This window comes from [Mycobacterium] fortunisiensis (assembly GCF_019050325.1).
Classification (GTDB): Bacteria; Actinomycetota; Actinomycetes; order Mycobacteriales; family Mycobacteriaceae; genus Mycobacterium; species Mycobacterium fortunisiensis.
On record NZ_VOMB01000026.1, the window covers coordinates 1 to 25,421 of the forward strand.

At 66.0% G+C, this 25,421-nt stretch carries 25 protein-coding genes; 17 read left to right on the forward strand and 8 right to left on the reverse strand.

Features of this window, described 5'->3' with window-relative positions; all coding sequences use genetic code 11:
* From FR943_RS23475 to FR943_RS23500, 6 genes are all read left to right on the forward strand, one after another.
* Window positions 1-309: mannosyltransferase YkcB-related protein (locus FR943_RS23475; protein WP_504970604.1), on the forward strand; the 309-nt coding region annotated here is incomplete at its 5' end.
* Window positions 310-914: 605 nt separating this feature from the next.
* Window positions 915-1,787, forward strand: a complete 873-nt coding sequence (locus tag FR943_RS23480) for a polyphosphate polymerase domain-containing protein (RefSeq protein ID WP_217160805.1) — start codon at window positions 915-917, stop codon at window positions 1,785-1,787.
* Between the two features lie 39 nt (window positions 1,788-1,826).
* Window positions 1,827-2,504: a DUF4956 domain-containing protein gene (locus FR943_RS23485; RefSeq protein WP_217160691.1), complete on the forward strand. Its 678-nt coding sequence runs from the start codon at window positions 1,827-1,829 to the stop codon at window positions 2,502-2,504.
* Window positions 2,504-3,940, forward strand: a complete 1,437-nt coding sequence (locus tag FR943_RS23490; protein ID WP_217160692.1) for a CotH kinase family protein — start codon at window positions 2,504-2,506, stop codon at window positions 3,938-3,940. Before FR943_RS23485 ends, FR943_RS23490 begins: the two co-directional genes overlap by 1 nt.
* A gap of 124 nt (window positions 3,941-4,064) precedes the next feature.
* The gene (locus FR943_RS23495) at window positions 4,065-4,769 is read left to right on the forward strand and encodes a response regulator transcription factor (RefSeq protein WP_217160806.1); all 705 of its coding nucleotides are present in this window, start codon (window positions 4,065-4,067) and stop codon (window positions 4,767-4,769) included.
* Window positions 4,747-6,297 carry a sensor histidine kinase gene (locus tag FR943_RS23500; protein WP_217160693.1) on the forward strand — a complete coding sequence of 517 codons (1,551 nt, stop codon included), beginning with the start codon at window positions 4,747-4,749 and terminating at the stop codon, window positions 6,295-6,297. Before FR943_RS23495 ends, FR943_RS23500 begins: the two co-directional genes overlap by 23 nt.
* A gap of 445 nt (window positions 6,298-6,742) precedes the next feature.
* Here the strand turns inward: FR943_RS23500 and ipdF are convergent, their stop codons facing one another.
* Together ipdF and ipdE1 are read right to left on the reverse strand one after the other, a co-directional pair.
* A complete protein-coding gene (ipdF, locus tag FR943_RS23505; RefSeq protein ID WP_217160694.1) occupies window positions 6,743-7,537 on the reverse strand; it encodes a (5R,7aS)-5-hydroxy-7a-methyl-1-oxo-2,3,5,6,7,7a-hexahydro-1H-indene-carboxyl-CoA reductase in 795 nt (264 codons plus the stop codon).
* A gap of 31 nt (window positions 7,538-7,568) precedes the next feature.
* Window positions 7,569-8,717, reverse strand: coding sequence for an acyl-CoA dehydrogenase IpdE1 (gene ipdE1 / locus FR943_RS23510; RefSeq protein WP_217160695.1), 1,149 nt, complete (start codon window positions 8,715-8,717; stop codon window positions 7,569-7,571).
* Window positions 8,718-8,762: 45 nt separating this feature from the next.
* Here ipdE1 and fadD3 point away from each other — a divergent pair, with 45 nt between their 5' ends.
* From fadD3 to FR943_RS23535, 5 genes are all read left to right on the forward strand, one after another.
* Window positions 8,763-10,358 (forward strand): FadD3 family acyl-CoA ligase, encoded by a 1,596-nt coding sequence (gene fadD3 / locus FR943_RS23515; RefSeq protein ID WP_217160696.1) that lies wholly within the window; start codon window positions 8,763-8,765, stop codon window positions 10,356-10,358.
* The gene (locus tag FR943_RS23520; protein WP_217160697.1) at window positions 10,349-11,494 is read left to right on the forward strand and encodes an acyl-CoA dehydrogenase family protein; all 1,146 of its coding nucleotides are present in this window, start codon (window positions 10,349-10,351) and stop codon (window positions 11,492-11,494) included. The genes fadD3 and FR943_RS23520 overlap by 10 nt, the downstream gene beginning before the upstream one ends.
* Window positions 11,491-12,459 (forward strand): acyl-CoA dehydrogenase family protein, encoded by a 969-nt coding sequence (locus FR943_RS23525; protein WP_217160698.1) that lies wholly within the window; start codon window positions 11,491-11,493, stop codon window positions 12,457-12,459. The genes FR943_RS23520 and FR943_RS23525 overlap by 4 nt, the downstream gene beginning before the upstream one ends.
* On the forward strand, window positions 12,456-13,391 hold the full coding sequence (gene ipdE2, locus FR943_RS23530) for an acyl-CoA dehydrogenase IpdE2 (RefSeq protein WP_217160699.1): 936 nt from the start codon (window positions 12,456-12,458) through the stop codon (window positions 13,389-13,391). The genes FR943_RS23525 and ipdE2 overlap by 4 nt, the downstream gene beginning before the upstream one ends.
* 105 nt (window positions 13,392-13,496) lie before the next feature.
* Window positions 13,497-14,654 (forward strand): pyridoxal phosphate-dependent aminotransferase, encoded by a 1,158-nt coding sequence (locus tag FR943_RS23535; RefSeq protein ID WP_217160700.1) that lies wholly within the window; start codon window positions 13,497-13,499, stop codon window positions 14,652-14,654.
* A 6-nt stretch (window positions 14,655-14,660) separates the two neighbouring features.
* Here the strand turns inward: FR943_RS23535 and FR943_RS23540 are convergent, their stop codons facing one another.
* From FR943_RS23540 to FR943_RS23550, 3 genes are read right to left on the reverse strand one after another with little or no spacing between them, the layout of a single operon-like run.
* Window positions 14,661-16,025, reverse strand: a complete 1,365-nt coding sequence (locus tag FR943_RS23540; RefSeq protein ID WP_217160701.1) for an MFS transporter — start codon at window positions 16,023-16,025, stop codon at window positions 14,661-14,663.
* Window positions 16,026-16,064: 39 nt separating this feature from the next.
* Window positions 16,065-16,721 (reverse strand): 3-oxoacid CoA-transferase subunit B, encoded by a 657-nt coding sequence (locus FR943_RS23545; protein ID WP_217160702.1) that lies wholly within the window; start codon window positions 16,719-16,721, stop codon window positions 16,065-16,067.
* On the reverse strand, window positions 16,718-17,485 hold the full coding sequence (locus tag FR943_RS23550; RefSeq protein WP_217160703.1) for a CoA transferase subunit A: 768 nt from the start codon (window positions 17,483-17,485) through the stop codon (window positions 16,718-16,720). The genes FR943_RS23545 and FR943_RS23550 overlap by 4 nt, the downstream gene beginning before the upstream one ends.
* 162 nt (window positions 17,486-17,647) lie before the next feature.
* Between FR943_RS23550 and FR943_RS23555 the strand changes: the two genes are divergently transcribed.
* Entirely contained in the window at window positions 17,648-18,421 is a 774-nt protein-coding gene (locus FR943_RS23555) for an IclR family transcriptional regulator (protein ID WP_217160704.1), read from the forward strand.
* Between the two features lie 45 nt (window positions 18,422-18,466).
* Complete coding sequence (locus tag FR943_RS23560; protein ID WP_217160705.1) at window positions 18,467-19,237, forward strand: alpha/beta fold hydrolase; 771 nt, start codon at window positions 18,467-18,469, stop codon at window positions 19,235-19,237.
* On the opposite strand, the gene FR943_RS23565 is transcribed toward FR943_RS23560, so the two are convergent.
* Window positions 19,234-19,794: a TetR/AcrR family transcriptional regulator gene (locus FR943_RS23565; protein ID WP_217160706.1), complete on the reverse strand. Its 561-nt coding sequence runs from the start codon at window positions 19,792-19,794 to the stop codon at window positions 19,234-19,236. The two genes, FR943_RS23560 and FR943_RS23565, sit on opposite strands and share 4 nt — an antisense overlap.
* Before the next feature lie 85 nt (window positions 19,795-19,879).
* Between FR943_RS23565 and FR943_RS23570 the strand changes: the two genes are divergently transcribed.
* Genes FR943_RS23570 through FR943_RS23585 form a run of 4 tightly spaced genes read left to right on the forward strand, consistent with a single transcriptional unit; the run spans window position 19,880 to window position 23,701 of the window.
* A complete protein-coding gene (locus FR943_RS23570) occupies window positions 19,880-20,710 on the forward strand; it encodes a mycofactocin-coupled SDR family oxidoreductase (protein WP_217160707.1) in 831 nt (276 codons plus the stop codon).
* On the forward strand, window positions 20,710-21,510 hold the full coding sequence (locus FR943_RS23575; RefSeq protein WP_217160708.1) for a mycofactocin-coupled SDR family oxidoreductase: 801 nt from the start codon (window positions 20,710-20,712) through the stop codon (window positions 21,508-21,510). Before FR943_RS23570 ends, FR943_RS23575 begins: the two co-directional genes overlap by 1 nt.
* The gene (locus FR943_RS23580; RefSeq protein ID WP_217160709.1) at window positions 21,507-22,304 is read left to right on the forward strand and encodes a carboxymuconolactone decarboxylase family protein; all 798 of its coding nucleotides are present in this window, start codon (window positions 21,507-21,509) and stop codon (window positions 22,302-22,304) included. The genes FR943_RS23575 and FR943_RS23580 overlap by 4 nt, the downstream gene beginning before the upstream one ends.
* Window positions 22,301-23,701: an aldehyde dehydrogenase family protein gene (locus FR943_RS23585; RefSeq protein WP_217160710.1), complete on the forward strand. Its 1,401-nt coding sequence runs from the start codon at window positions 22,301-22,303 to the stop codon at window positions 23,699-23,701. The genes FR943_RS23580 and FR943_RS23585 overlap by 4 nt, the downstream gene beginning before the upstream one ends.
* 51 nt (window positions 23,702-23,752) lie before the next feature.
* On the opposite strand, the gene FR943_RS23590 is transcribed toward FR943_RS23585, so the two are convergent.
* Both FR943_RS23590 and FR943_RS23595 read right to left on the reverse strand, forming a co-directional pair.
* Window positions 23,753-25,048: a cytochrome P450 gene (locus FR943_RS23590; protein ID WP_217160711.1), complete on the reverse strand. Its 1,296-nt coding sequence runs from the start codon at window positions 25,046-25,048 to the stop codon at window positions 23,753-23,755.
* A gap of 3 nt (window positions 25,049-25,051) precedes the next feature.
* A complete protein-coding gene (locus tag FR943_RS23595) occupies window positions 25,052-25,276 on the reverse strand; it encodes a ferredoxin (protein ID WP_217160712.1) in 225 nt (74 codons plus the stop codon).
* Between the last annotated feature and the right edge of the window lie 145 nt (window positions 25,277-25,421).

A 25,421-nucleotide genomic window follows, 5' to 3' on the forward strand; every position in this document is an offset into this window, starting at 1 on the left:
GCCGGCTACTACCAGCTCGCGACCGACCTCCCGGTGATGGCGCTGGGCGGATTCGGTTCGGCCGATCCCGCGCCCACGCTGGAGCAGTTCCAGGCCTACGTCGCCGACGGCCGCGTGCATTACTACGTCGAGTCAACAGGTTTGGGGCTGCCCGCGATGCCGGGCCAACCCGGGCTCCCGCCGATCAAGCCGCCAGGTATGAACGGCGACAGCGAGGCCGCGCACATCAAGGACTGGGTGAAACAGCACTTCAGCAGCACAAAGGTCGACGGCGTGACGATCTACGACCTGACCGCACCGCTCAGATAGCCGCCCACACGGCATTGAGCCCGGCACAGCGGCTGCTGCGCCGGGCTCAATCCGTTGTCGATCAGCAGGGTACGAACGGCGGGCAGGGCCCACGTCCCGGGGGCGGCGGCAGTCCTGGCCCACCCGGCCCCGGATGGAATCCCGGACCACCCGGCCCCGGTGGCGGCAGACCCGGCCCCGGCCCGAATCCCGGGCCACCAGGGCCCGGCCCCGGCCCGCCCGGTCCGCAGGGCGCTCCGGGCGGACAAGGCGGCGGCGGGGCGGCCACCGCAACCGCGGTTCCGACTGTCGCACCGGCGCAGAGCACGGAGACGGCCACCAGCGCCGATCCGACCGCTGCGCGGCGATTCTTCTTCGGCATGGTCCACATCCTTCGTAGTCGACATACATCTGGCGAGACTTATCGTTTCCGGCGCGACTGAGGGGTACCTAGGCCCTGGCTATCAGCGAGCTATGAATCACCTGCCACAGCAGTGTCACCGCTCGTCGGCTCACGCCTTCAGTTTCTTGACAGCCATCGACTATTCAACGCTCACGCAGCACATAGCTTCACATTGTTAGCTGGTGACACAAACTTTGAATTCCATCGGAACGGAAGGGTCTTCATGGGCATGTTCAAGCGGTCCGTCTCGGAAGCCGCCGGCCACATCGACCGCCGGCACACGGATGTCCCGACACGACCGACCGGTTACCAACAGACGGCGAGCCGCTTGCACTCCTTCAACCGGTACGAAATCAAGTACCTGCTGGACGAATTCAAAGTTCCCGCGCTGCGCGCAGAACTCGCCGCCCGGATGAATTCGGACCCATTTTCGCCGCAGGGCGGGTACCCGGTCACGTCGCTGTACTACGACACCCAGGACCTACGGTTCTACTGGGAGAAGATCGAAGGTCTGCGCTTCCGACGGAAATTGCGCATCCGCCTCTACGGTGAACCCACGGCCTGCACCGATGACACCCCGGTGCAGATCGAGGTCAAGCAGCGGGTGAACCGCGTGACCCAGAAGCGCCGGATCGCAATGCCTTACGGTTCCGCACGTCGATGGATCGATGGGCGCCGATCACCGTCCTGTGATCCAGCGCAGCGCGCTTTCGTCGAAGAAGTCACCACGCTCGTCGGCAATCTCGATCTGCGGCCCATCGTCACCACCGGGTATCTGCGTGAGGCCTTCGTCGGACGCGACGCCGATCTCGGCCTGCGAGTGACCATCGACCACAAGGTGCACGGACGTGACCGCGACTTCCACTTCGCTTCAGGCGCGGAGAATCGCTACATCATCCCACCCAAACTCGCCATCGTCGAGGTCAAAGCCAACGAACGTGTGCCGTATTGGGTCACCGATCTCGCTGCGCGCATCGACATGTCGGTAGTCAGGGTGTCGAAATACTGTCAGTCGGTGGAGGCTTTCGGGCTGGCGCCGCGCTCACGGTTCGGCGCACCCGAGCTCATACACGAGCTCCCTTCTCCCACAGCCTGATTCGACTCAACCACCCACCATTCGACAAGAAAGCCGAACGTGACCATCGACCTCCAAGACCTCAGCGGCACCTTCACCGTATTCGACGTGATCGCCTCGCTGACATTGTCATTTGTCCTCGCGACGATCATCGGATGGGTCTACCGCTACACCCACAAGAACGTCTCCTACAGCCAGTCCTACGTCCAAACGCTGGTCATGGTCTGCATGGTGATCTCGGTGATCATGCTCGTCGTCGGTTCCAACATCGCCCGGGCCTTCGCCCTTGTCGGCGCGTTGTCGGTGATCCGATTCCGGAATGCCATCAAGGAAACCCGCGACGTGGGCTTCATCTTCCTGGCGATGGCGATCGGCATGACCACCGGCACCCGGTTCTATGTCCTGGCGATCGCCGCCACGGTGGTCATCTGCCTCGTCCTGCTGATCATGTACCGGTTCAACTGGTTCAAGCTGGATGTACAACGCCAGGTGGTCAAGGTCCAGGTGCCGCCGGAGCCGGAATACACCGCGCGTGTCGAAGATGTCCTCATCGAGTACTGCACCGAATTCGAGTTGGTGTCCACCGAATCCGCCCGCTCAGGCGCCCTCAACGAGCTCTACTACACCGCACAGCTCAAAAAGGGGCGCAAGGCCGGGGAGCTGATCGCCGCGCTCGGTGCCGTCAACTCGGGACAACGGGTGACAGTCCTGACCGGCTACGACCAGACCGATATCTGATGAAACGCCGTCTCGCCCACCGGCTGCCGGTGCGACTGCGTCAGCATTGGAGGTTGCTCGCGTTGCTCGTCGTGTTCGCGGTGGGCTTGACGGTGACCTTCGGTCAACTCACGATCCGTCCCTACATCACCAGCGACACCACGGTGATGACCTCGGAGATCACCGACAACATCATCGGAACCGTCGACCTCTTTGACCGCTCTGTCGCGCACACCCTCACCATCGATCTCACCCCGGCCGAATACCGCGACATGCTGTCGGCATACCAGAAGGACGGCGAGAAAAAGTGGGTTACCGCCGACGTCACGGTCGACGGCACCTCGATCAGCGACGTCGCAGTGCGACTGAAGGGAAACTCGACGTTGATGACGTTGCGCGGCGACGATGCCAGGCCGGCGGGAATGACCGGCGCCGCCCTCGACATGCCGCCACCCGATGAAATGATGGCCGTGATGAGTGCGTCCGCCGACGATCCAACGTCGCTGCCGCTACTGATCAGCTTCGATGAAAACGCCGACGGACGTGGCTATCAGGGCCTCACCGAACTGTCCGTCCGGCCGGGAACGCCGGTGCTCAACGAATCTCTGGCTCTGTCGCTTACCGCCGAAACCGGCCAGCCCACACAGCGTTACACCTATGCCACGTACAGCATCAACGGCCAGACCACCACCCGGTTGATCCTCGAGCACCCCGACGAGACGTACGCCAATTCGTTGTTCGAGTCCGACGGATATCTGTACAAGGCCGACGCCGGCTCACGCATGGAGTTCGTCGGTACCGACCAATCGGCGTACGCGGACCAGTTCAAGCAGATCAACGCTGTCGACAGCGGCAATCTCCAGCCGATCATCAACTTCCTCGAGTGGCTGGACAGTGCAGATCAGGAGGAATTCGACTCTCACCTGTCTGATTGGTTCGATACCGATTCCCTGGCGCGCTACCTCGCCACCCAGAATCTGTTGGTCAACGGCGACGACATGGGCGGCCCCGGACAGAATTACTACCTCTGGTACGACCTGGAAACCGAGAAGTTCACCGTTGTCTCATGGGACCTCAACCTCGCGATGCACGGTAATGCCTCGGTGGGAGCGCACGAGTCAGTTCAGGTCGGGCCGCCGGGAGATGGCGCAGGCGTGGGACCGCCGGAGGGCCGGCAGCCGCCCGAAATGCCTGGTGGGGGCCCCGGAATTGCGCATGACAACCCGCTCAAAACACGATTTCTCAAATCCGAACGTTGGACACAGGTCTACGACGACGTCTACTGGGACCTCTATGACGGCATATATGGCGATGGGAAGGCGCACACCATCCTGGATGAGATCGCCGCGGCGATACCGCTCACAAATGGGCTCAGTGAGCAAGATCTCACCACTGCGGTAGATTCCATGCACACGTGGATCGACGAGCGGGTGTCGGCGCTCGATGCGACCTCATAGGCAGGCCACAGAATCGGCACAGTCACCACATAACACCACTTACGACACTCTTTGAGTGCCGGATTCTGACGACAACCGACCTTGGGCCGCCGAACCACAGGTCGGGGCCACCACGCGGCCGGCGATGACCCGGGCCGACGGCAGTCCCATCCAGGTGCTCGTGGTCGACGACGAGCCCGGGTTGGCCGAATTGGTCTCCATGGCAGTGCGTTACGAGGGCTGGCAGGTGGCCACCGCCGAAGACGGCATGTCGGCGATGCGGCAGTTTCAGGCCACGCGGCCCGACGTCGTCGTGTTGGACGTCATGTTGCCCGACACCAGCGGTCTCGAAGTGCTACGAAAATTACGAGAATCACAGCCCGGGTTGCCCGTGCTCGTGTTGACCGCCAAGGAGGCACTCGAAGACCGCATCGCCGGGCTCGCCGCCGGCGGTGACGACTACGTGACCAAGCCGTTCAGCGTCGAAGAGCTGATCCTTCGGCTACGGGCGCTCATGCGACGCACCGGGGTATCGGAGGACACCGGCGAGGCGAAGCTTGTCGTCGGTGATCTCATCCTCGACGAGGACAGTCACGAAGTCACCCGCGACGGTGACGAGATCCACTTGACCGCACGAGAGTTCGAGCTACTCAGATACCTGATGCGAAATGCACGCCGGGTACTCACCAAGGCACAGATCCTAGAGCAGGTGTGGCACTACGATTTCGACGGTCGCTCGAATGTGATCGAGCTGTACATCTCGTACCTCCGTCGAAAGATCGATGCCGGTCGCCCACCGATGATTCACACTCTCCGCGGATCCGGATATGTCCTCAAACCGGCGCGCTGACCCTCGCGAGCGCATTCGGTTCCGCAGCCCGCACACCTGGTCGCTACAGACCCGGTTGCTCGCGGTACTCGTCGGTCTGCTCATACTTGTCTGCGCCGGCATCGGCGCCGGAACCCTGCTCGCGATGAACCGCGTTCTGCACCAACAGCTCGACCATCAGGTGGCCGACGCCGTGACGCGCTCGATGGTCTTCTACGATTTCGGGCCTCCCCCGTTCGCCCGGTACGCCGGGCCGGGGCCGATGTTCCTCGATGCTCCCGGCCAGTCCGTCGGGACGGTAGGGGCGGTGATCATCGACGGAGCGCTGACCGAAGCTGCCGTGGTCACATCCGACGGGACTCGAAGTCAGCTGACGCCCAGTGCCTTCGGGCAACTGAAAGGAATCGGCGAAGACGACACCGTTCGCATCGAGCTCGACGGTCTCGGGGCGTACCAGCTGGGCGCCGTCAATGCCCATGACGGCAATATCGTCGTGGCCGGCCTGCCGCTGTCCGGGGTCCACAACATCCAGGTGACAATCCTGGTTTTCTTCAGTGCGATGGCCGCAGTTGCCCTCGCGCTGGCCGCCGCGGTGGGAATGGTGATCATCCGTCGCCAACTCGCACCGCTGTCGAAAGTCGTCGACGCCGCACACGACGTCGCACAATTGGACCTCGTCCGCGGCGAGGTCCATCTGCCGACACCGGTCGTGCCGGTGGATCCGGACGCGGCGCACACCGAGGTGGGGCAACTCGCTGCGGCGTTCAACCGGATGCTCGACCGAATAGCCGACGCTTTGGCGGTGCGCCATGCCAGCGAGACCCGGGTGCGCCAGTTCGTCGCTGACGCCAGCCACGAGTTACGCACCCCACTTGCCTCGATCCGCGGCTACATCGAGCTCGTCCGCCGCCAACTGTCCGTGATCCCAGATGATCTCGCGTATGCCGTGGACCGCGTCGACCTCGAATCCAAGCGGATGAGCCAGCTGGTCGAGGACATGCTGTTGTTGGCACGGGTCGACGCCGGGCGGGCACTCGACCGCGAGGATGTGGACCTCTGCCAGCTGGCGGTCGACGCGGTCAGCGATGCACACGTGGCCGCGCCCGATCACCGATGGTCGGTGAACGTGCCTGACGAACCGGTTGTGATCGGCGGAGATCGTCTGCGATTGCACCAGATCCTGGCAAATTTGTTGGCGAATGCACGCGTGCACACGCCACCTGGAACCCGGGTCGATATCTCGTTGTTGTGCCCCGACCGCGATACGGTGCTGCTCACCGTGACCGACGACGGTCCAGGCATCCCGGAACACCAGCAGTCCGAGATCTTCGAGCGCTTTGCCCGCGGCGACTCCTCGCGCTCACGCCGCGCCGGGAGCACCGGGTTGGGCTTGGCGATCGTTTCGGCCCTCGTCAAGGCACACCGCGGCACAGTTGACGTTCGCAGCGCACCAGGGGAAACAACCTTTGTCGTAACGCTTCCCGTCAGCCCGCACCCGACCGGCGGGTGCGACGCGCAACCACTGCGCGCCGCACCCACTCGGTTCTAGCGAGGATGGCCGGGACCACCCGGGCCGCCCGGGTGCCCTGGGGCCGGCGCAGGACCGGGCCCCGGTGGGCACGGCTGCAAGGGTGCACACGGTGCTGGGCCGGGACCGGGAGGTGGAGGAGGCGGCGGGTTGGCGGCGGCCACTCCACTGAATCCCAAGGCGGCCAGTGACATTCCACCGACGATTGCAACTCCGCCCATCAGGCGGCGCGAATGCGACTTCATTCTCATTCCTTTCCGCGCCCGGAGTTTGAACCTCGCGGGCACGGCAGCAACATTGAATCACCGACATCTCGGAGCCGCTACGCAAATGTCACGGTTGGCACACTATGAAGCCGCTTTGTGCAAACTATGATTTGCAGAAAAACTACTGCGCCACAGGCTATTTCATCATCAACCTGGGGTTGATAGCTACGCCATAGTGTCCTGACAGCGAACGCTTATGTTCAGGCCCGCTGGCTGGAGACCGAAATGACCTCGCCGGTCAGGTAGCTCGAGTAGTCGCTGGCCAGGTAGGCGATCGTGGTGGCGATCTCCCACGGCTCGGCCGCCCGGCCGAACGCCTCGTCGCTGGACAGCCGGTCCAGCAGGGCTGCGTCGGCCGACTTCTCCAAGAACTTGTGCCGCGCGATGCTCGGGGAGACCGCGTTGATCCGGACCCCGAACTCAACCGCCTCGATGGCGCTGCAACGAGTCAGCGCCATCACACCGGCCTTGGCCGCGGCGTAGTGCGACTGCGAGTGCTGTGCACGCCAGCCGAGAACACTGGCGTTGTTGACGATCACGCCGCCGTGTTCAACGTCGCGGAAGTACCGCAGCGCGGCGCGGGTCGCCCGCATGACCGAGTTCAGCGTGACGTTGAGGACGCGGTCCCACTCGTCGTCGGTCATGTCGACCAGCGGGGTCTCGCCGCCAAGTCCGGCGTTGTTCACCAGAACGTCCAGGCGGCCCATCTTTTCGACCGACCGGGCGATCAGCGCGTCGACCGCCTCGGTGGAGGTGACGTCGCAGACCACGGCCTCGACCCGGCCCAGGCCGAGCTCGGCCAGCTGGTCGCGGGTCTCGTTCAGTCGCCGCTCGTGGTAGTCGGACACCACGACGTCGGCACCCTCGAGCAGAGCGCGGCGGGCGGTGGACGAGCCGATGCCGGTGCCGGCCGCGGCGGTCACCAGGACGACCTTGCCCTTGAGCAGGCCGTGGCCCTCAACCTCGTTGGGAGCGATGGAAAGATCTGACGACATCAGCGTTCTCCTATGGTCTTCGCGCGAGCGCTCATCCACGAGCTTCTCGGGGTAGGCCGAGCACCCGCTCGGCGATGATGTTGCGCTGGATTTCGTTGGACCCGCCGTAGATGGTGTCCGAACGCGAGAACAGGTAGAGCCGCTGCCACTCGTCGAACTCGCCCTCGGGCAACGTCAGTCCTGCCGTGCCCTGCACGTCCATGGCGATCTCGCCGAGCTCGCGATGCCAGTTGGCCCACAACAGCTTGCTCACGTTGTCCTGACCGGGCTGCTCGACGTCCATGGTCGCCAGCGCATAGGACCGCATGGCCTGCAGACCGGTCCATGACTCGGTCAGCCGCTGCCGGATCAGCGGATCGTCGGCCGCGCCGGTGCGCTTGGCCAGCTCGACGAGGTTGGAATGCTCACGTGCATAGCGGATCTGCTGGCCCAGCGTGGACACCCCACGCTCGAAGGTCAGCGTGCCCATCGCCACCCGCCAGCCGTCACCGGGCTGACCGACCACCAGCGAGGCGTCGGTGCGGGCGTCGTCGAAGAACACCTCGTTGAATTCGGAGTCTCCGGTCAGCTGGATGATCGGGCGGATCTCGACGCCCGGCTGATCCAGCGGCACCAGCAGATAGGACAGGCCGGCGTGCCGCTTGGAGCCTTTCTCGGTGCGGGCGACCACGAAGCACCACTGCGCCCAGTGGGCCAGCGAGGTCCACACCTTCTGTCCGTTGATGACCCATTCGTCGCCGACCAGCTCGGCCGTCGTCGCCACGTTGGCGAGGTCACTGCCGGCGTTGGGCTCGGAGTAGCCCTGGCTCCACAGCTCGGTGACATCGAGAATCTTGGGCAGGAACCGCTGCTGCTGCTCGGGGGTGCCGTACTCGATGAGCGTCGGCCCGAGCAGCTCCTCGCCCAGGTGGTTGACCTTGTCGGGGGCGTCGGCGCGGGCGTACTCCTCATAGAAGGCGACGCGATGCGCAACCGACAGCCCGCGACCACCGTGCTCTACCGGCCACCCCAGGCAGGTCAATCCCGCGGCGGCAAGGTGCTGATTCCACGCCCGCCGCTCTTCGAAGGCTTCGTGCTCACGCCCCGGTCCACCCAGGCCCTTCAGCGCTGCGAATTCGCCTACCAGATTGTCTGCGAGCCACTGCCGGACCTCGGCCCGGAACTCCTGGACCTCTATCACCCCTGTAGGCTAACCTACCAAGCACTTGCTTTGTTAGGGGAGTCGATGGCCTGGGCACACCACCCGCTCGCGGGGCAAGACCGCCGCACCGTGCCGGCGGTGCTGGACCGTATTGCCGAGCAGTTTTCCGACCACGACGCCCTGGTCACCGCCGACGGCGCCGGCGATTCAGCCGGTGCCGTTCGCCGGCTCACGTACTCCCAGCTGCGTGACGAGGTCCGTCGAGCCGCCGCGGCGATGATCGACCTCGGCGTCGAACCCGGCGACCGGGTAGCCATCTGGTCCCCCAACACCTGGCACTGGGTGGTGGCCTGCCTGGCCACCCACTACGCCGGTGCGGTGATGGTGCCGCTGAACACCCGCTACACCGCCAGCGAGGCCACCGACATCCTGGCCCGCACCAACGCCCCGCTGCTGATCGCCTCGGGCGAGTTCCTCGGCGCCGACCGCGCCGCCGAACTGGACCGGGACGCACTGCCCGCTCTGAAGCACATCGTGCGCGTTCCGATCGAGAAGGACGACGGAACCTGGGACGAGTTCGTCGCGCGGGGGACCGACCTTGATGCCGTGGACGCCCGCGCTGCCGCAGTGCAGCCCGACGACGTCTCCGACATCCTGTTCACCTCCGGCACCACCGGACGCAGCAAGGGGGTGCGGTGCGCGCACCGCCAGTCGCTCGACGGGTCGGCGGCCTGGGCCGAGTGCGGGCAGGTCACCAGCGCCGACCGCTACCTGTGCATCAACCCGTTCTTCCACAACTTCGGCTACAAGGCCGGCATCCTGGCCTGCCTGCAGACCGGCGCAACGCTGTACCCGGTGCTCACCTTCAACCCCGAGCAGGTCCTGAAAACCATTGCCGAACAGCGTATTACCGTTCTGCCGGGCCCGCCGACGATCTTCCAGACCCTGCTGGACCACCCGAACCGCACCGACTACGACCTGTCCTCGCTGCGCTTCTCGGTGACCGGTGCGGCCGTCGTCCCGGTGGTGTTGATCGAGCGGATGCAATCCGAACTCGACATCGACATCGTGCTGACCGCCTACGGGCTGACCGAGGCCGCCGGATTCGGCACCATGTGCCGTCCCGACGACGACGCCCTCACCGTGGCCACCACGTGCGGCCGGCCGATCGCGGATTTCGAGCTGCGACTGGACGATTCGGGCGAGGTGCTACTGCGCGGACCGAACGTGATGCTCGGCTACCTCGATGACCCGCAGGCCACCGCGACGGCCATCGACGCCGGCGGCTGGCTGCACACCGGCGACATCGGCACGCTGGATGCCCGCGGCAACCTGACCATCACCGACCGGCTCAAGGACATGTACATCTGCGGCGGATTCAACGTCTACCCGGCCGAGATCGAGCAGGTGCTGGCCCGGCTGGACGGGGTGTCCGAGTCCGCGGTGATCGGTGTTCCCGACGAACGTCTCGGCGAGGTCGGCAAGGCCTTCGTGGTGCTCAAACCCGGGGTCGAACTCGATGAGGCTGCCGTGATCGCCCACGCCCGTGAGCATCTGGCGAACTTCAAGGTGCCGCGGTCGGTGGAGTTCCTCGACGTGTTGCCGCGAAATCCGGGCGGCAAGGTGATCAAGCCGGTATTGCGCAGCAAAGGAACCCGAGAAGGGGTGCAATGGACCTGAAATTCGATGACGAGACCGAGGCCTTTCGCGCCGAGGTCCGCGAATTCCTGACGGCAAATCGGGACTCCTTCCCGACGAAGTCGTACGACACGCTCGAAGGTTTCGAACAGCATCGCCGTTGGGACAAGGTGCTTTTCGATGCCGGCCTGTCGGTGATCGCCTGGCCCGAGGAGTACGGCGGCCGCGACGCCACCCTGCTGCAGTGGGTGGTGTTCGAGGAGGAGTACTTCTACGCCGGTGCGCCCGGACGAGCCAGCGCCAACGGCACCGCGATGCTGGCGCCGACCCTCTTCGCGCACGGCACCCAAGAGCAACTGCAACGCGTGCTGCCGAAAATGGCCAGCGGCGAGGAGATCTGGGCCCAGGCCTGGTCAGAGCCCGAGTCAGGCAGTGACCTGGCCTCGCTGCGGTCGACGGCCACCAAGGTCGACGGTGGTTGGAAGCTCAACGGGCAGAAGATCTGGAGCTCACGGGCACCGTTCGGGGAGCGGGGCTTCGGCCTGTTCCGGTCCGACCCGGAGGCCCAGCGCCACAAGGGCCTGACGTACTTCATGTTCGACCTCAAGGCGCCCGGAATCACCGTGCGACCGATCGCCCAGCTGGGCGGCGACACCGGCTTCGGTGAGATCTTCCTCGACGACGTGTTCGTGCCGGACAACGACGTCATCGGCGGTGTGCACGACGGCTGGAGCGCTGCGATGAGCACGTCGAGCAACGAGCGCGGCATGTCGCTGCGCAGCCCCGCACGCTTCGTGGCGCCGGCGCAGCGTCTGGTGTCAATGTGGAAAGACAACCCCGATCCGGTGTTCACCGACCGGGTGGCCGACGCCTGGATCAAGGCCCAGTCCTACCGGCTGCACACCTTCGGCACCGTCACCCGGCTGGCCAACGGCGGCGAACTGGGTGCCGAGTCGTCGGTGACCAAGGTGTTCTGGTCCGACCTGGACGTGGCCCTGCACCAGACTGCCCTGGACATGCAGGGACCCGACGCCGAACTCGCCGACAACTGGACCGAAGGCTTGCTGTTCGCGCTCGGCGGCCCGATCTACGCCGGTACCAATGAAATCCAGCGCAACATCATCGCCGAGCGCCTGCTCGGATTGCCGCGGGAGCCGAAGTTGGGGGTCAAGGCGTGAACTTCGAGATCGACGAACAGCAGCGGGATTTCGCAGCCAGCATCGACGCGGCGCTGAGTGCCGCGGATGTGCCCGCCGCGATACGGGCCTGGGGCGACGGCGACACCGCGCCCGGGCGCAAGGTGTGGGCACAGTTGACCGACCTGGGCGTGACCGCACTGCTGGTGCCAGAGAAGTTCGACGGCATCGAGGCCAGCCCGGTCGACCTGGTGGTGGCGCTGGAGCGGCTCGGCTACTGGGCCGTGCCCGGCCCGGTCACCGAATCCATTGCGGTGGCACCGGTTCTGCTGGCGAACGACGACAGGTCCGCGCAACTCGCATCGGGCGAGCTCATCACCACGGTCGCCATGCCGCCGCAGGTGCCCCGGGCCGTCAACGCCGACGTGGCCGGACTGACCCTGCTGGCAGCCGACGGACAGGTCGGCGACGCGAGCGTCGACGTGCAGGCCGGGGCCGGACACGATTCCGTCGACCCCACCCGAAAGCTGTTCGACGTCACCGCATCCGGCGAGACCCAGGCCGCCGATACCGCACGGGCCTACGAGTTCGGCGTCCTGGCGACTGCCGCCCAGCTCGTCGGCGCCGGCCAGGCGATGCTGGACCAGTCGGTCGAATACGCCAAGCAGCGTGCCCAGTTCGGCCGGATCATCGGCTCGTACCAGGCCATCAAGCACAAGCTGGCCGATGTGCACATCGCCGTCGAACTGGCCCGGCCCCTGATCTACGGTGCGGCGTTGTCGCTGACTGACGGGTCACCGGACACCGCGCGTGACATCAGCGCCGCCAAGGTGGCCGCCGCCGACGCCGCGCTGCTCGCGGCCCGTTCGGCGCTGCAGACCCACGGCGCCATCGGCTTCACCCAGGAACACGACTTGTCCCTGTCACTGCTGCGGGTGCAGGCCCTGCGAAGTGCCTGGGGCGATCCGAGTCTGCACCGTCGTCGGGTACTGGAGGCCCTCTCATGAGCGAAGAACGCCAACTGCTGCGCGAAACCGTCGCCGCGCTGGTCGACAAACACGCCTCGCCGGAGGCGGTGCGCACGGCGATGGCATCCGAACGCGGCTACGACGAAAAGCTGTGGGCCCTGCTGTGCGAGCAGGTCGGTGCGGCTGCGCTCGTCGTCCCCGAGGAGCTCGGCGGCGCCGGAGGCGAACTCGCCGACGCCGCAGTGGTTCTCGAAGAGCTCGGCAAGGCCCTGGTGCCGACCCCGCTGCTGGGTACCACGCTGGCCGAGCTCGCCCTGCTGGCCGTCGACGACCATGAACCACTCGAAGCTCTCGCCGAGGGCACCTCGATCGGCGCCGTGGTTTTCGACGCCGATTACGTCATCAACGGTGACGTCGCCGACGTCGTCATCGCGGCCGACGGCGAGAACCTGACCCGCTGGACCACCTTCACCGCCACTCCCAAGACCACCATGGATCTGACCCGCCGGCTGTCCGCGGTGATCCCCGGTGACACCGCCGCACTCGGTACCGATCCCGGCCTGGCCGACACCGCGGCCCTGCTGCTGGCCGCCGAACAGATCGGGGCCGCGTCGCGCTGCCTGGACCTGACCGTGGCCTACACCAAGGACCGCGTCCAGTTCGGCCGCCCCATCGGCAGCTTCCAGGCACTCAAGCACCGCATGGCTGACCTTTACGTCAGGGTGGCCTCGGCTCGGGCCGTGGTCAACGACGCCATCGCCGCGCCGTCGTCCACCTCGGCTTCGCTGGCCCGCTACTTCGCCAGCGAAGCCCTGTCCGCGGTGACCGCCGAGGCCATCCAGCTGCACGGCGGCATCGCGATCACCTGGGAAAGCGACATCCAGCTGTACTTCAAGCGGGCCCACGGCAGCGCCCAGTTGCTCGGTCCGCCGCGTCAGCAATTGCGCCGGCTCGAAGCCGAGGTGTTCTGACGCTGCGCCCTCTCGCCGAAACGGCATTCCGGCAGGTGCTCACTCGCACTTTCTCTGCTGGAATGCGGTTTCGGCGGTGAGATCAGCGTTGCTAACCTCACTTTGATGACCGATCACGTCGCACTGCGAGCCGGGATTCCGCCGTTTCACGTCATGGACGTGTGGCTGGCCGCGGCCGAACGCCAACGCACACACGGCGACTTGGTCAATCTCTCGGCCGGTCAACCCAGCGCCGGAGCGCCGACGGCGGTGCGCGACGCCGCCGTGGCCGCGCTGAACCAGGGCGCACTCGGCTACACCGTCGCACTCGGCATCCCCGAGCTGCGTGCCGAGATCGCCGCGTCCTACCGCAAGTACGACGTCGAGGTGAGCGTCGACGAAGTGGTACTCACCACCGGGTCATCCGGCGGATTCCTGCTGACCTTCCTGGCCTGCTTCGACGCCGGCGACCGGGTGGCGATCGCCAGTCCCGGCTACCCCTGTTACCGCAACATCCTCACCGCGCTGGGCTGCGAGGTGGTCGAGATGCCCTGCGGGCCCGAGACCCGGTTCCAGCCGACGGTCGCGATGCTCGAGGCGCTCGATCCCCCGGTGGCCGGGGTGATCGTCGCCAGCCCGGCCAACCCGACCGGCACTGTCATTCCGCCCGACGAGCTCGCTGCGATCGCGACCTGGTGTGACGCTTCCGGCGTCCGGCTCATCAGCGACGAGGTCTACCACGGCCTGGTCTACCCTGGTGCGCCGGAGACCAGCTGCGCCTGGCAGACATCACGAAATGCCGTGGTGGTGAACAGCTTCTCGAAGTACTTCGCGATGACCGGCTGGCGGCTGGGCTGGTTGCTGGTGCCGACCGAACTGCAGCGCGCGGTCGACCGGCTCACCGGCAACTTCACCATCTGCCCGCCCGCGCTGGCCCAGCACGCCGCGGTGGCGGCATTCACGCCCGAAGCGCTGGCCGAGGCCGAAGGCCTGCTGTCGCATTACGGCGACAACCGGGCGCTGCTGCTGGACGGCCTGCGCGGCATCGGCATCGATCGACTGGCCCCGACCGACGGCGCCTTCTACGTGTACGCCGACGTCAGCCAGTACACCGACGACTCCTTGGTCTGGTGCTCAAAGCTGCTGGCCGACACCGGGGTTGCCATTGCTCCGGGCATCGACTTCGACACCGTGCGGGGCGGCTCCTACGTCCGACTGTCGTTCGCCGGCCCGACCAGCGACATCGAAGAGGCGCTGCGCCGAATCGGTTCGTGGCTGGGCTGAACGCCGTCAGGCTGAGGCTCGCGCGACGTCGTCGGCGTCGATCTGCGTCAGGTCCAGCCCTTTGGTCTCCCGGGCGAACGCCAACGCGATCAAGGTCACGAGCGCGGCCAGGGCCAGGTAGATCGCAATCGGCACCGATGAGTCATACCTCTCCAACAGCCACACCGCAATGATCGGGGCCAGCGACCCGGCCACGATTGCCGTCACCTGATAGCCAAGGGAGACACCGGAATAGCGCATCCGGGTGGGGAACATCTCGGACATCAGGGCCGGCTGTGGGGCGTACATCAGGGCATGGAACACCAACCCGAGCACGATCGCCGTCATGATCACCAGGTTGTCGGCGCTGTCCATCATCGGGAAGGCGAAGAACCCCCAGGCGCCGGTGCCGAGCACCCCGGCGAGGTAGACCGGCCGCCTGCCCACGCGGTCCGACAGCATGCCCACCAACGGGATCGCGATGAAGTGCACGGCGTGTGCGACCAGCAGCCAACGCAGGATCGAACCGGTGTCAGCGTGCGCCTGAATCTTGAGATACGTGATGGAGAACGTGACCACCAGGTAGTACATGATGTTCTCGGCGAAGCGCAGCCCCATCGCGGTGACCACTCCGCGCGGGTACCGCTTCAAAACCTCGATGGCGCTGAACGCCGACGCTCTGATCTGTTCGGCTTCCTGTTGCGCGGCAACGAAGATCGGCGCATCGGTCACCTTGGTGCGGATGTAGTAGCCGATCAGCACCACCACTGCCGACAGCCAGAACGCCACCCGCCAGCCCCACGACAGGAACTCCGCCTCCGACAGCCTGGCGGTCAGCACCAGCAGCACCACGGTGGCCAGCATGTTGCCGACCGGAACGCCGGCCTGCGGCCAGCTCGCCCAGAACCCGCGGCTGCGGTTCGGGCTGTGCTCGGCCACCAGCAGCACCGCGCCACCCCATTCGCCGCCGACGGCGAATCCCTGCAGGAAACGCAATACCACCAGCAACGTGGGCGCCCAGTACCCGATCTGGTCGAACGTGGGCAGGCAGCCCATCAGGAACGTGGCCACACCGACCAGCAGCAGCGAGAACTGCAGCAGCTTCTTACGGCCGTACTTGTCGCCGAAGTGCCCGAACACGATGCCGCCCAACGGCCGGGCCACGAAACCCACCGCGTAGGTGACGAAGGCGGCCAGGATGGCATCGAGATCACTGCCGGCCTGGGCGAAGAAAATCTTGTTGAACACCAGGGTGGCCGCGGTGCCGTACAGGAAGAACTCGTACCACTCCACGACGGTGCCGGCCATCGAGGCGGCGACGACGCGCTTCAGGCCAGTGGTCGGTAAGTGCCCAGCGAGACCGTCCGTTGTGTTGTGATCGGCAGCACACATGGTGTGTGAGTATGCAGGTCGCCGCGGCGTCCCCGGTAACTAGCCCCTGACCAACGGCGCCCCGGTGGCTGCCTGAACCTCCTCGAAGGTGACCTCGGGCGCCGTCTCGACCAGGGTCAGGGTGCCGTCACCGGGGATGTCGATGACCGCCAGATCGGTGATGATGCGATGCACCACGCGCTCTCCGGTCAGCGGCAGCGTGCAGCTGTCCAGGATCTTCGGCTGCCCCGACTTGTCGACATGTTCCATCAGGACGATGACCCGCCCGGCGCCGTGCACGAGGTCCATCGCCCCGCCCATGCCCTTGACCATCTTTCCCGGGACCATCCAGTTGGCGAGGTCACCGAACCGGGAGACCTGCATCCCGCCAAGGACGGCGACATCGATGTGGCCGCCACGAATCATGCCGAACGACAACGCCGAATCGAAGAACGCGGCACCGGGCAGCACTGTGACCGTCTCCTTGCCGGCGTTGATCAGGTTGGCATCGATCTCCTCAGGCGTCGGGTACGGGCCGGTGCCAAGGATGCCGTTCTCCGAGTGCAGGGTCACGTGCACGTCGCGGTCGAGATAGCCGGGAATCAGTGTGGGCAGGCCGATTCCGAGGTTGACGTACTGCCCGTCGGACAGCTCGCGGGCCGCGCGGGCGGCCATCTGCGCACGGGTCCAGCCTTTGGTGATCACCGAATCCGTCATGCCGGCACCTCCGTCTCCTCGCGCACCGTGCGCTTCTCGATACGTTGTTCCTGCGGTCCCGTCTCGATGATCCGCTGGACGAACACCCCGGGCAGATGGACAGCTTCGGGATCCAATTCGCCGGGCTCCACCAGTTTTTCGACCTCGGCGATGGTGATCCGGCCGGCCATGGCGACCAGTGGGTTGAAGTTCATCGCGGTTTTGTCGAAGACCAGGTTGCCCTGGGTGTCGCCGACGGCGGCGTGCACCAACGCGAAATCGGCCCGGATGCCGGTTTCGAGCACATAGCGCCGGCCGTCGAACTCACGGGTCTCCTTGGCCGGGGACGCGACCGCGACCGTTCCGTCGGCCGCGTACTTCCACGGCAGCCCACCGTCGGCGACCAGGGTGCCGACACCGGCCGGCGTGTAGAACGCCGGGATGCCGGCTCCGCCGGCGCGCAGCCGCTCGGCCAGGGTGCCCTGCGGAGTGAGTTCGACTTCGAGTTCACCGGAGAGATACTGCCGGGCGAATTCCTTGTTCTCGCCGACGTAGGAGGCGGTCACCCGGCGGATACGTCCGAGGCCGAGCAGCACGCCCAGCCCCACGCCGTCGACGCCACAGTTGTTGGAGAACACCGACAGGTCACCTACGCCGGCGTCAGCCACCGCCTGGATCAGACTGTCGGGAATCCCGCACAGTCCGAAACCTCCGACCGCGAGGGTTGCGCCGTCACCGATGTCCGCGACCGCCTCGTGGACATCAGTCACCTTCTTACCGGCCATGCTCGATGCTCCTGCGTCTGCTCAGTGGATGACTTTCCCAGCCGAGGACATCACCGAAGGGCTGGTGAGCGCAAGGCCTGGTGGTTGATCGGCGACGTTGTGTCCGCTCAGGTGACGTCCCGCGACGCCGACGTCCACTGAGTGGACGCTAGAGTCGAGGCTGTGACCGAAGTCGGGCCCGGTACCCCGGTGATCACGCGGGCTGCGGCGATCCTGCGCGCCCTCGCCGACGCGCGGTCGGACGGGATCACCACGACGGTGCTCGCCCGCACCACCGGCATGCCGAGGGCCACGGCGCACCGGATGCTCACCGCGCTGGCCGACGAAGGCCTCGTCGATCGCGCGTCCGACACCGGGCTGTGGTTCCTGGGCCCCGAGGTCTATCTGCTCGGTTCGGTGGCGGCAGCGCGCTACGACGCGGCGCCGCTGGCCTCCGACATCCTGCGCGAGTTGGCTCGCGATACGGGAGAGAGTGCCTTCCTGTCCGCCCGTCGCGGCGACGAATCGGTTTGTGTCGCGGCCGAGGAAGGCAGCTTCCCGCTGCGCTCCCACGTGCTGTACCCCGGCAAGAGGTTTCCCCTCGGCGTCGCCTCGGCAGGCATCGTCATGCTGGCGCACCTACCGGACGCAGAGGTGACGGCGTATCTGGAACATGTTGACCTGACCGCGGATTGGGGCGACACCCACTCGTCCGCCCAGCTGCGACGGCGCGTCGAACAGACCCGGATCAAGGGCTACTCGGTCAACCCGGGGCTGGTCGTCGAGGGCAGTTGGGGGATCGGCGCGGCGGTGTTCAACGAGCTCGGTCGACCCATGTGGGCATTGAGCCTGACCGGGGTGGAGATCCGCTTCGGCGCCCAGCGCCAGGCGGCACTCGGAGAGACCCTCCTGCTGGCCGCACACACCCTCGGTCAGCGGCTCAAACGGAAGCGATGAGCCACCTGCTTGCGGTTCGGCCCCGATATTGCTGCAGTGGTGGGCATGCCATTCCTCGAGCACGACCGCGGGCGGGCGTACTACCGGCACTGGGCCGCTGAAGCGCCCCGGGCCGCAGTGGTCTTCCTGCATGGCTTCGGTGAGCACACCGGGCTGTACCACCGCTACGGTTTCGCCCTCAACGCCGCAGGCATCGACCTGTGGGCCGTCGACCAGTTCGGCCATGGCCTGAGCCCGGGCGCCCGGGGTGATTTCGGCAGCATCGAGGACAGCTCGGCGCTGGCCGAGGCGCTCACCGCCCTCGCCGAACGCGACACCCCGGCCATACCGCTGGTGGCGCAAGGACATTCGTTCGGTTCGGTGGTCACGCTGTTCCGGCTGCTCGGCGAACCCACCCGCTACCGGGCCGGCATCATTTCCGGTGCGCCGTTGGTGCCGATCCCCGAAATGCTCGATACCGACACCGCATTGGACCTGGATCCGACCTGGCTCTCGTCGGACCCGTTCTACCTCGACTCCCTACAGAACGACCCGCTGGCCTTCGTCGACGCCGACGGAGTGGCGCTCACCCGCGAGCTGGACCGGGCCTGGGACCGATTCGGCGCAGAACTACCCGGGCTCACCGTGCCCACCCTGGCGCTGCACGGTTCGGCCGACGTCATCGCAGCGGCCGGCGCCGTCAAGGCGTATGCCGAACAGATAGAACCCCTGCAGTACAAGGAGTTTGCCGGCAGCCGTCACGACATTCTCAACGAATCCGTGCACCGTGAGGTGGCGGCGGCCATCGTGAAGTTCATCGACGCGCAGATCGGCTAACGTGCGGCGTCATATCCGGCGGTGAGCCAGTAGACCGTCCGGTCGAGGCTGGGCAGGATCTCGGTGATGTCGATCTCGCCCGCGGTGAAACGCCCGACCAGCCCGAAGACCAGGTTCATCAGGATGGCGTCGAGGTCGTGCACGAACTCCTCGTCGACCCCGGACAGGATGGACAGGCCCGCAGGCACCACAGCGTCGAGGCCGCGGCGCACCAGACGGTCCCCACCGGGCGCGGCCCGGGCCCGCGAGTAGGCCCTGAGCATGTCGGGGTGCTTCTCCCAGGGCTCGAAGATGGTGCGGAACATCCGCATCAGCGCCTCGTACAGCGACTCCCCCGGTGCACGCGTCTGACCGGCCACCCCCGAATACCGGTTCTCCGCCATCCAGGAATCGAGCGCAGCCAGGATCAGCTCGTCGCGGGTGGAGTAGCGCTTGTAGATCGTGGCCAGCGAGGTCTTGGCCCGACGCGCCACCTCCCGCAGTTGCACGGCCTCATAGCCCTCGGACTCGAGGATCTCCACGACGATGTCGAGGATCCGATCACGCTCATCTGCCACTTCGAAAACACCCTTGCCGCCGGAGAGTAACCACGTTACCGTACCGCTGTAACACGGTTACACCCATTCGACGAATCGAGGATCAGTGGGGAATCTGGACGGCAAAGTCGCTTTTATCACCGGGGTGGCACGTGGCCAGGGCCGCAGCCACGCGGTGACGCTCGCCGGCGAAGGCGCGGCCATCATCGGGGTGGACATCTGCGCAAATATCGCATCCAACCCGTACCCGATGGCCGGCCGCAACGAGCTCGACGAGACCGTCGCCCTGGTCGAAGCGGCCGGCGGCAAGATGCTCGGATCGGTCGCTGACGTGCGCGACTTCCACGCCGTCAAGAGCGCACTCGATGCGGGCGTCGAGCAGTTCGGTCGACTGGACATCGTGCTCGCCAATGCCGGCGTCGCCCCGACCGCGTTTCGTGAAGTGACCATCGAAGAAGACCTCGAGATGTGGTCCGATGCGGTCGGCGTCAACCTGGTCGGCTCGTTCCACACCGCCAAGGCCGCCATCCCCCACCTCATCGCAGGCGGACGCGGCGGGTCGATCGTGTTCACCAGTTCCACCGCCGGACTGCGCGGCTTCGGCGGCATGCAGGGCGGCGGCCTGGGCTATGCGGCGTCCAAGCACGGCATCGTCGGACTGATGCGTACCCTGTCCAACGCCCTTGCCCCACACAGCATCCGGGTCAACACCGTGCACCCCACCGCGGTGAACACCATGATGGCCGTCAACCCGGCCATGACGGCGTTCCTGGAAAACTACCCCGACGGCGGTCCGCACCTGCAGAACCCGATGCCGGTCTCACTGCTGGAGCCCGAGGACATCAGCGCGACGATCAGTTACCTGGTCTCCGACGCTGCCAAATACGTCACTGGGGTCACCCTCCCCGTCGACGCCGGCTTCACCAACAAACTCTGATGGGGCGCGTCACCGGCAAGCGCGTGCTGATCACCGGCGCAGCACGCGGTATGGGCCGAAGCCACGCCGTACGCCTGGCCGAAGAGGGCGCCGACGTGATCCTCGTCGACATCTGCGAATCCCTGCCCGAGGTGGAATATCCCCTCGCCACCCGTGACGAACTGGACGAAACCGCCCGTCTGGTCCGCGAATTGGGCCGCCAGGCCGTGCCGTATGTGGTCGACGTGCGCGACGGCGAAGCGTTGAGCGCGGCGGTGGCCGACGGCGTCGACAAGCTGGGCGGGCTGGAGGCCTCGGTGGCCAACGCCGGCGTGCTGACCGCAGGCACCTGGGACACCACCACCGCCGAGCAGTGGCGCACCGTCGTCGATGTCAACCTGATCGGCACCTGGAACACCTGCCGCGCCGCACTGCCACACCTGGTGGAGCGCGGCGGCAGCCTGATCAACGTCAGCTCGGTGGCCGGGATCAAGGGCTCACCGCTGCACACGCCCTACACAGCATCCAAACACGGTGTGGTGGGCCTCAGCCGTGCCCTGGCCAATGAGCTTGCCGCAGTGAATGTCCGGGTCAACACCGTGCATCCCACCGGTGTCGCCACCGGGCTGCGGCCGGACACCCTGCACACCCTGATCCACCAGTCCCGCCAGGACCTGGGGGCGATCTTCCAGAACGCACTCCCGATCCAGATGACCGAGGCCCTCGACATCAGCAACGCGGTGCTGTTCCTGATCTCCGACGAGGCCCGGCACGTCACCGGGCTGGAGTTCAAGGTCGACGCGGGAGCCACGATCCGATGACCGCCTCCGACACCCGGGCCGAGCGGGGCAGGCGCGAGTTCGCCGAGGTGATGACGTTCGCGGCGCCGGACGACAACACCGCTGCGAGCTCAGCATTACTCGACTTCGTCTTCGCCGAGGTGTGGACGCGGCCGACACTGTCGCGTCGGGACCGGCGGTTCGTCACGCTGGCCTGCGTCGCGGCCGCCGACGCCGAAGAACCGTTGCGCGACCACGTCTACGCCGCCCTGAACAGCGGCGACGTGTCGATCGTCGAAATGCGGGAAACAGTCCTGCATTTCGCTGTCTATGCCGGCTGGCCCAAGGCGTCTCGGTTCAACATCATGGTCGACGAGCAGTGGGACCGGATCCACCGGGAACGGGGGCTCACCCCGCCCGCACCCGAACCGCTGCTGCCGCTCCCCACGCCGAGCGACCCGGAGGAACGATTGGTCTGCGGCGAGCAGTCCTTCCGGGAGATCAACTGCATCCCGTTCGCCCCGACCCGAGACAACCCGTACTCCGGGGCGGGCATCCTCAACTTCGTCTTCGGAGAGATGTGGCTGCGGCCCGGACTCGGCATGAAGGAACGACGCCTGGTGACGGTGGCCTGTGTGGCCTTTCAGGATGCGCCGCTGCCGATCCTCAGCCATGTCTACGCCGCCCTCAAGAGCCGCGACGTCTCCTTCGAGGAAATGGATGAGCTGGCACTGCATTTCGCGGCCTACTACGGCTGGCCCAAGGCGGCGAACCTCAACCAGGTGATCGGCGAGCAGAAGCAGCGGGTGCTCGAAGAATGGGAAGCCGAGGCATGACGTTCGAGCACATCTACCCCGCGACTGGGCAGCCGAACGGGACTGTGTCGCTGGCAGGTACAGCCGAGGTCGATGACGCTGTCCAACTGGCCGCGAAAGCGCAGCGGGAGTGGGCCTCGCTAACCGTAGACCGGCGCCGGGACCTGATGATCCGCTTGGCCGACGTGGTGCACGAGCATCTCGACGAGCTCGCCGCACTCAACGTGGCCGACTATGCCGTGCCGATTTCGTTCGCAGGCAATGCGGTACTGCTCGAACGCTTCCTGCGGCATTTCGCGGGCTACGCCGACAAGCCACATGGGGTAACCACGCCGGTCAACGGATCGTTCGACATCAACCTCGTCGAGCGCGAACCCTACGGTGTCATCGCCGTCATCACCCCATGGAACGGCGCCCTGGTGGTTGCCGGGTCGTGCGTTGCACCGGCACTTGCCGCAGGAAACGCCGTGGTACTCAAGCCCTCAGAGCTCGCGCCGTTCGCGGCGCTACGTTTCGGTGAATTGTGCTTGGAGGCCGGGCTGCCCGAGGGTCTGGTGACCGTCGTTCCTGCGGACGCCGAGGGCAGCGAGGCTCTGGTGCGTCATCGTGGTGTCGGCAAGATCGCGTTCACCGGTGGCGGTGCGACCGCACGCAAGGTATTACAGGCTGCCGCAACCAATCTCACGCCGGTGGTGACCGAGCTGGGCGGCAAATCGGCCAACCTCATATTCGCCGATGCGGATCTCAGCCTCGCCGCCACGCTGTCAGCTCACCAAGGTCCGCTCATGCAATCGGGGCAGAGCTGCGCATGCGCGAGCCGGATTCTCGTCCACGACACGGTCTACGACGAATTCGTTCAGCAGTTCATCGAGGTGGTGAGCGGGGCCCGCATCGGTGACCCGATGGATTCCTCGACCACATTCGGACCGGTGATCAGCCAGGCCTCCGCCGACCGGGTCCTTGATGCGATCAATACAGCGGTATCCGGCGGGGTAGGTGAACTGCTGCTCGGCGGCAACCGGGTCGGCAGTGAGCGGCTTCCCGCGGACCTGGCCAACGGCTACTACATCGAGCCGACGGTATTCGGTGGCGTGGATAACACCTCGGAACTCGCCCAGCTGGAAACCTTCGGCCCGGTGGTGTCGGTCATGCGGTTTCGCGACGAGGACGAGGCCGTCCGGGTCGCAAACGACACACCGTACGGATTGAACGCCTTCGTCCACACGACGGATCTGAACCGTGCGCATCGGGTGGCTCGCCAGCTGGAATCCGGGTCGGTGTGGATCAACCAGTTCAGTGATATCTCTCCCCAAGGCCCCTACGGCGGCTACAAGCAGAGCGGCTCTGGGCGCACCGGTGGCCGAGAAGGCCTGCAGGAGTTCCAGCAGGTGAAGAACATCCGGATCGCCGTGCGGTGACTTCCCGGACCACGCTGTCCGGGAAGTCAGGCCGTCACGGTCGAGATCGGGTCAGCCCCGGACCGGCGTGAACGTGATGTGCAGCTCGGTGAGGCCACGCAACAGGAACGTCGGCTCGTAGGCATAGTTGCGCTGCGCGGCCGGACCGTGTGCCGACTCGTCGATGGCGATATCCCGCATCCGGTCCAGCATCCGGGCCACGGTGATCTGACCTTCGACCCGGGCCAGCGGAGCCCCGGCACAAGTGTGGATACCGCGCCCAAAGGCGATGTGCTCACGCACATTCGGCCGATCGATATGGAACTGGTCAGGATTCTCGAACTTGCGCGGATCGCGGTTGGCCGCGCCCAGACACAGCATCAACACCGTGCCGGCCTTGATCGGTACGCCACCGAGCGTCGTGGACTTGCGGCACAGCCGGAAGTCGATCTTGGTGGGGCTCTGTATCCGCAGCGCCTCTTCCATGAAAGCCGGGATCTGGTCCGGGTTCTCGCGCAGTTGCTGCTGGAATTCGGGCCGATCCCCCAGCGTCTGCACTGCGGCGCTGAGCAGTTTGGTCACCGTCTCCTGACCCGCGGCGAACAGGAACGTCGCCGGGCGCACCACCTCGAGCACCTCCGGGATCGATCCGTCCGGGTAGGTCGCGGCGGCCATGCCGCCGAGCACGTCGTCGCGCGGATGTTCGCGGCGCTGTGCGATGTACCCACTGAACTTGTCGTCGAGGTACTCCAGCGGGTTGAGGCCCACCGGTTCCCCGTCGAGCGCACCCACCCGGCTGCCGGGCTGCCGGCCGGCCCCCAGCTTCAACCGGAACTCGGCGCGGTCCTCCTCCGGGACCCCGAGCAGATCGGTGATGGCAAGGGTGGCGAACGGCTTGGCGTATTCCGACAGGAATTCGCACTTACCAGTCAAACCAGCGGGCGCGATGAACTCGTCGAGCTGGCGGTCGGCCAGCTGCCACATGTAGTCCTCGTTCTCCTTGAGCCGACGCGGCGTCAGCAACCGGCTCAGCAGGGAACGGGCCCGCTCATGCTGCGGGGGATCCATCACCACCATGTGCTCGTGGATCGGGAACTCGTGGCGGTGCGCCTCGATCTGCTCGCTGATGTCGTCGCCCTCGGGTTCGAAGGGCAACGGCGGGAACGGGCCGCCGATGGCGTTCACCGCGGAAAACGAGGCATGGTCTTTGAAGGCCGCCATCACTTCGGCGTACCCGGTCACCGCCACCACACCGTGATGCGGTTCGGTGAACACCGGCCCGTTGCTGCGCAGGTATTCGTAGTACTCGTAGGGATCCTGGGCGACGGCCGGATCGGTGAAGTAATCGACGGAGGCGAAATCGGTCATGGCTCACTGGCCTTTCGTGCTGGTGTTGATCAGGCTGATCGCCTGACGCGGGCAGGCGTCGACGGCAGATTTGATGGCCTCGCGGGTATGTTGATCCCACGGCCCGGGCGGCGGGGCAGCGCCGGCCACCTCGTCGTCGGACAGATCGAATACCTCGGGGGCAAGTTGGATGCACAGTGCGTGGCCCTCACACAGGCCGGCATCCACCTCGACCCCAACTGCGCTCATGTCTTCGGGCATCTCTTTCCTCAGTTCCAAATTTGATCAATCGATCAAACCGTTAGGATGGCTCATGCTTACCACCCCTGACGATCGACGGTCAAGGACTTTGACCAGCACGTCGTATCCGTTGTTGGGCAACGGTTTTCGGATG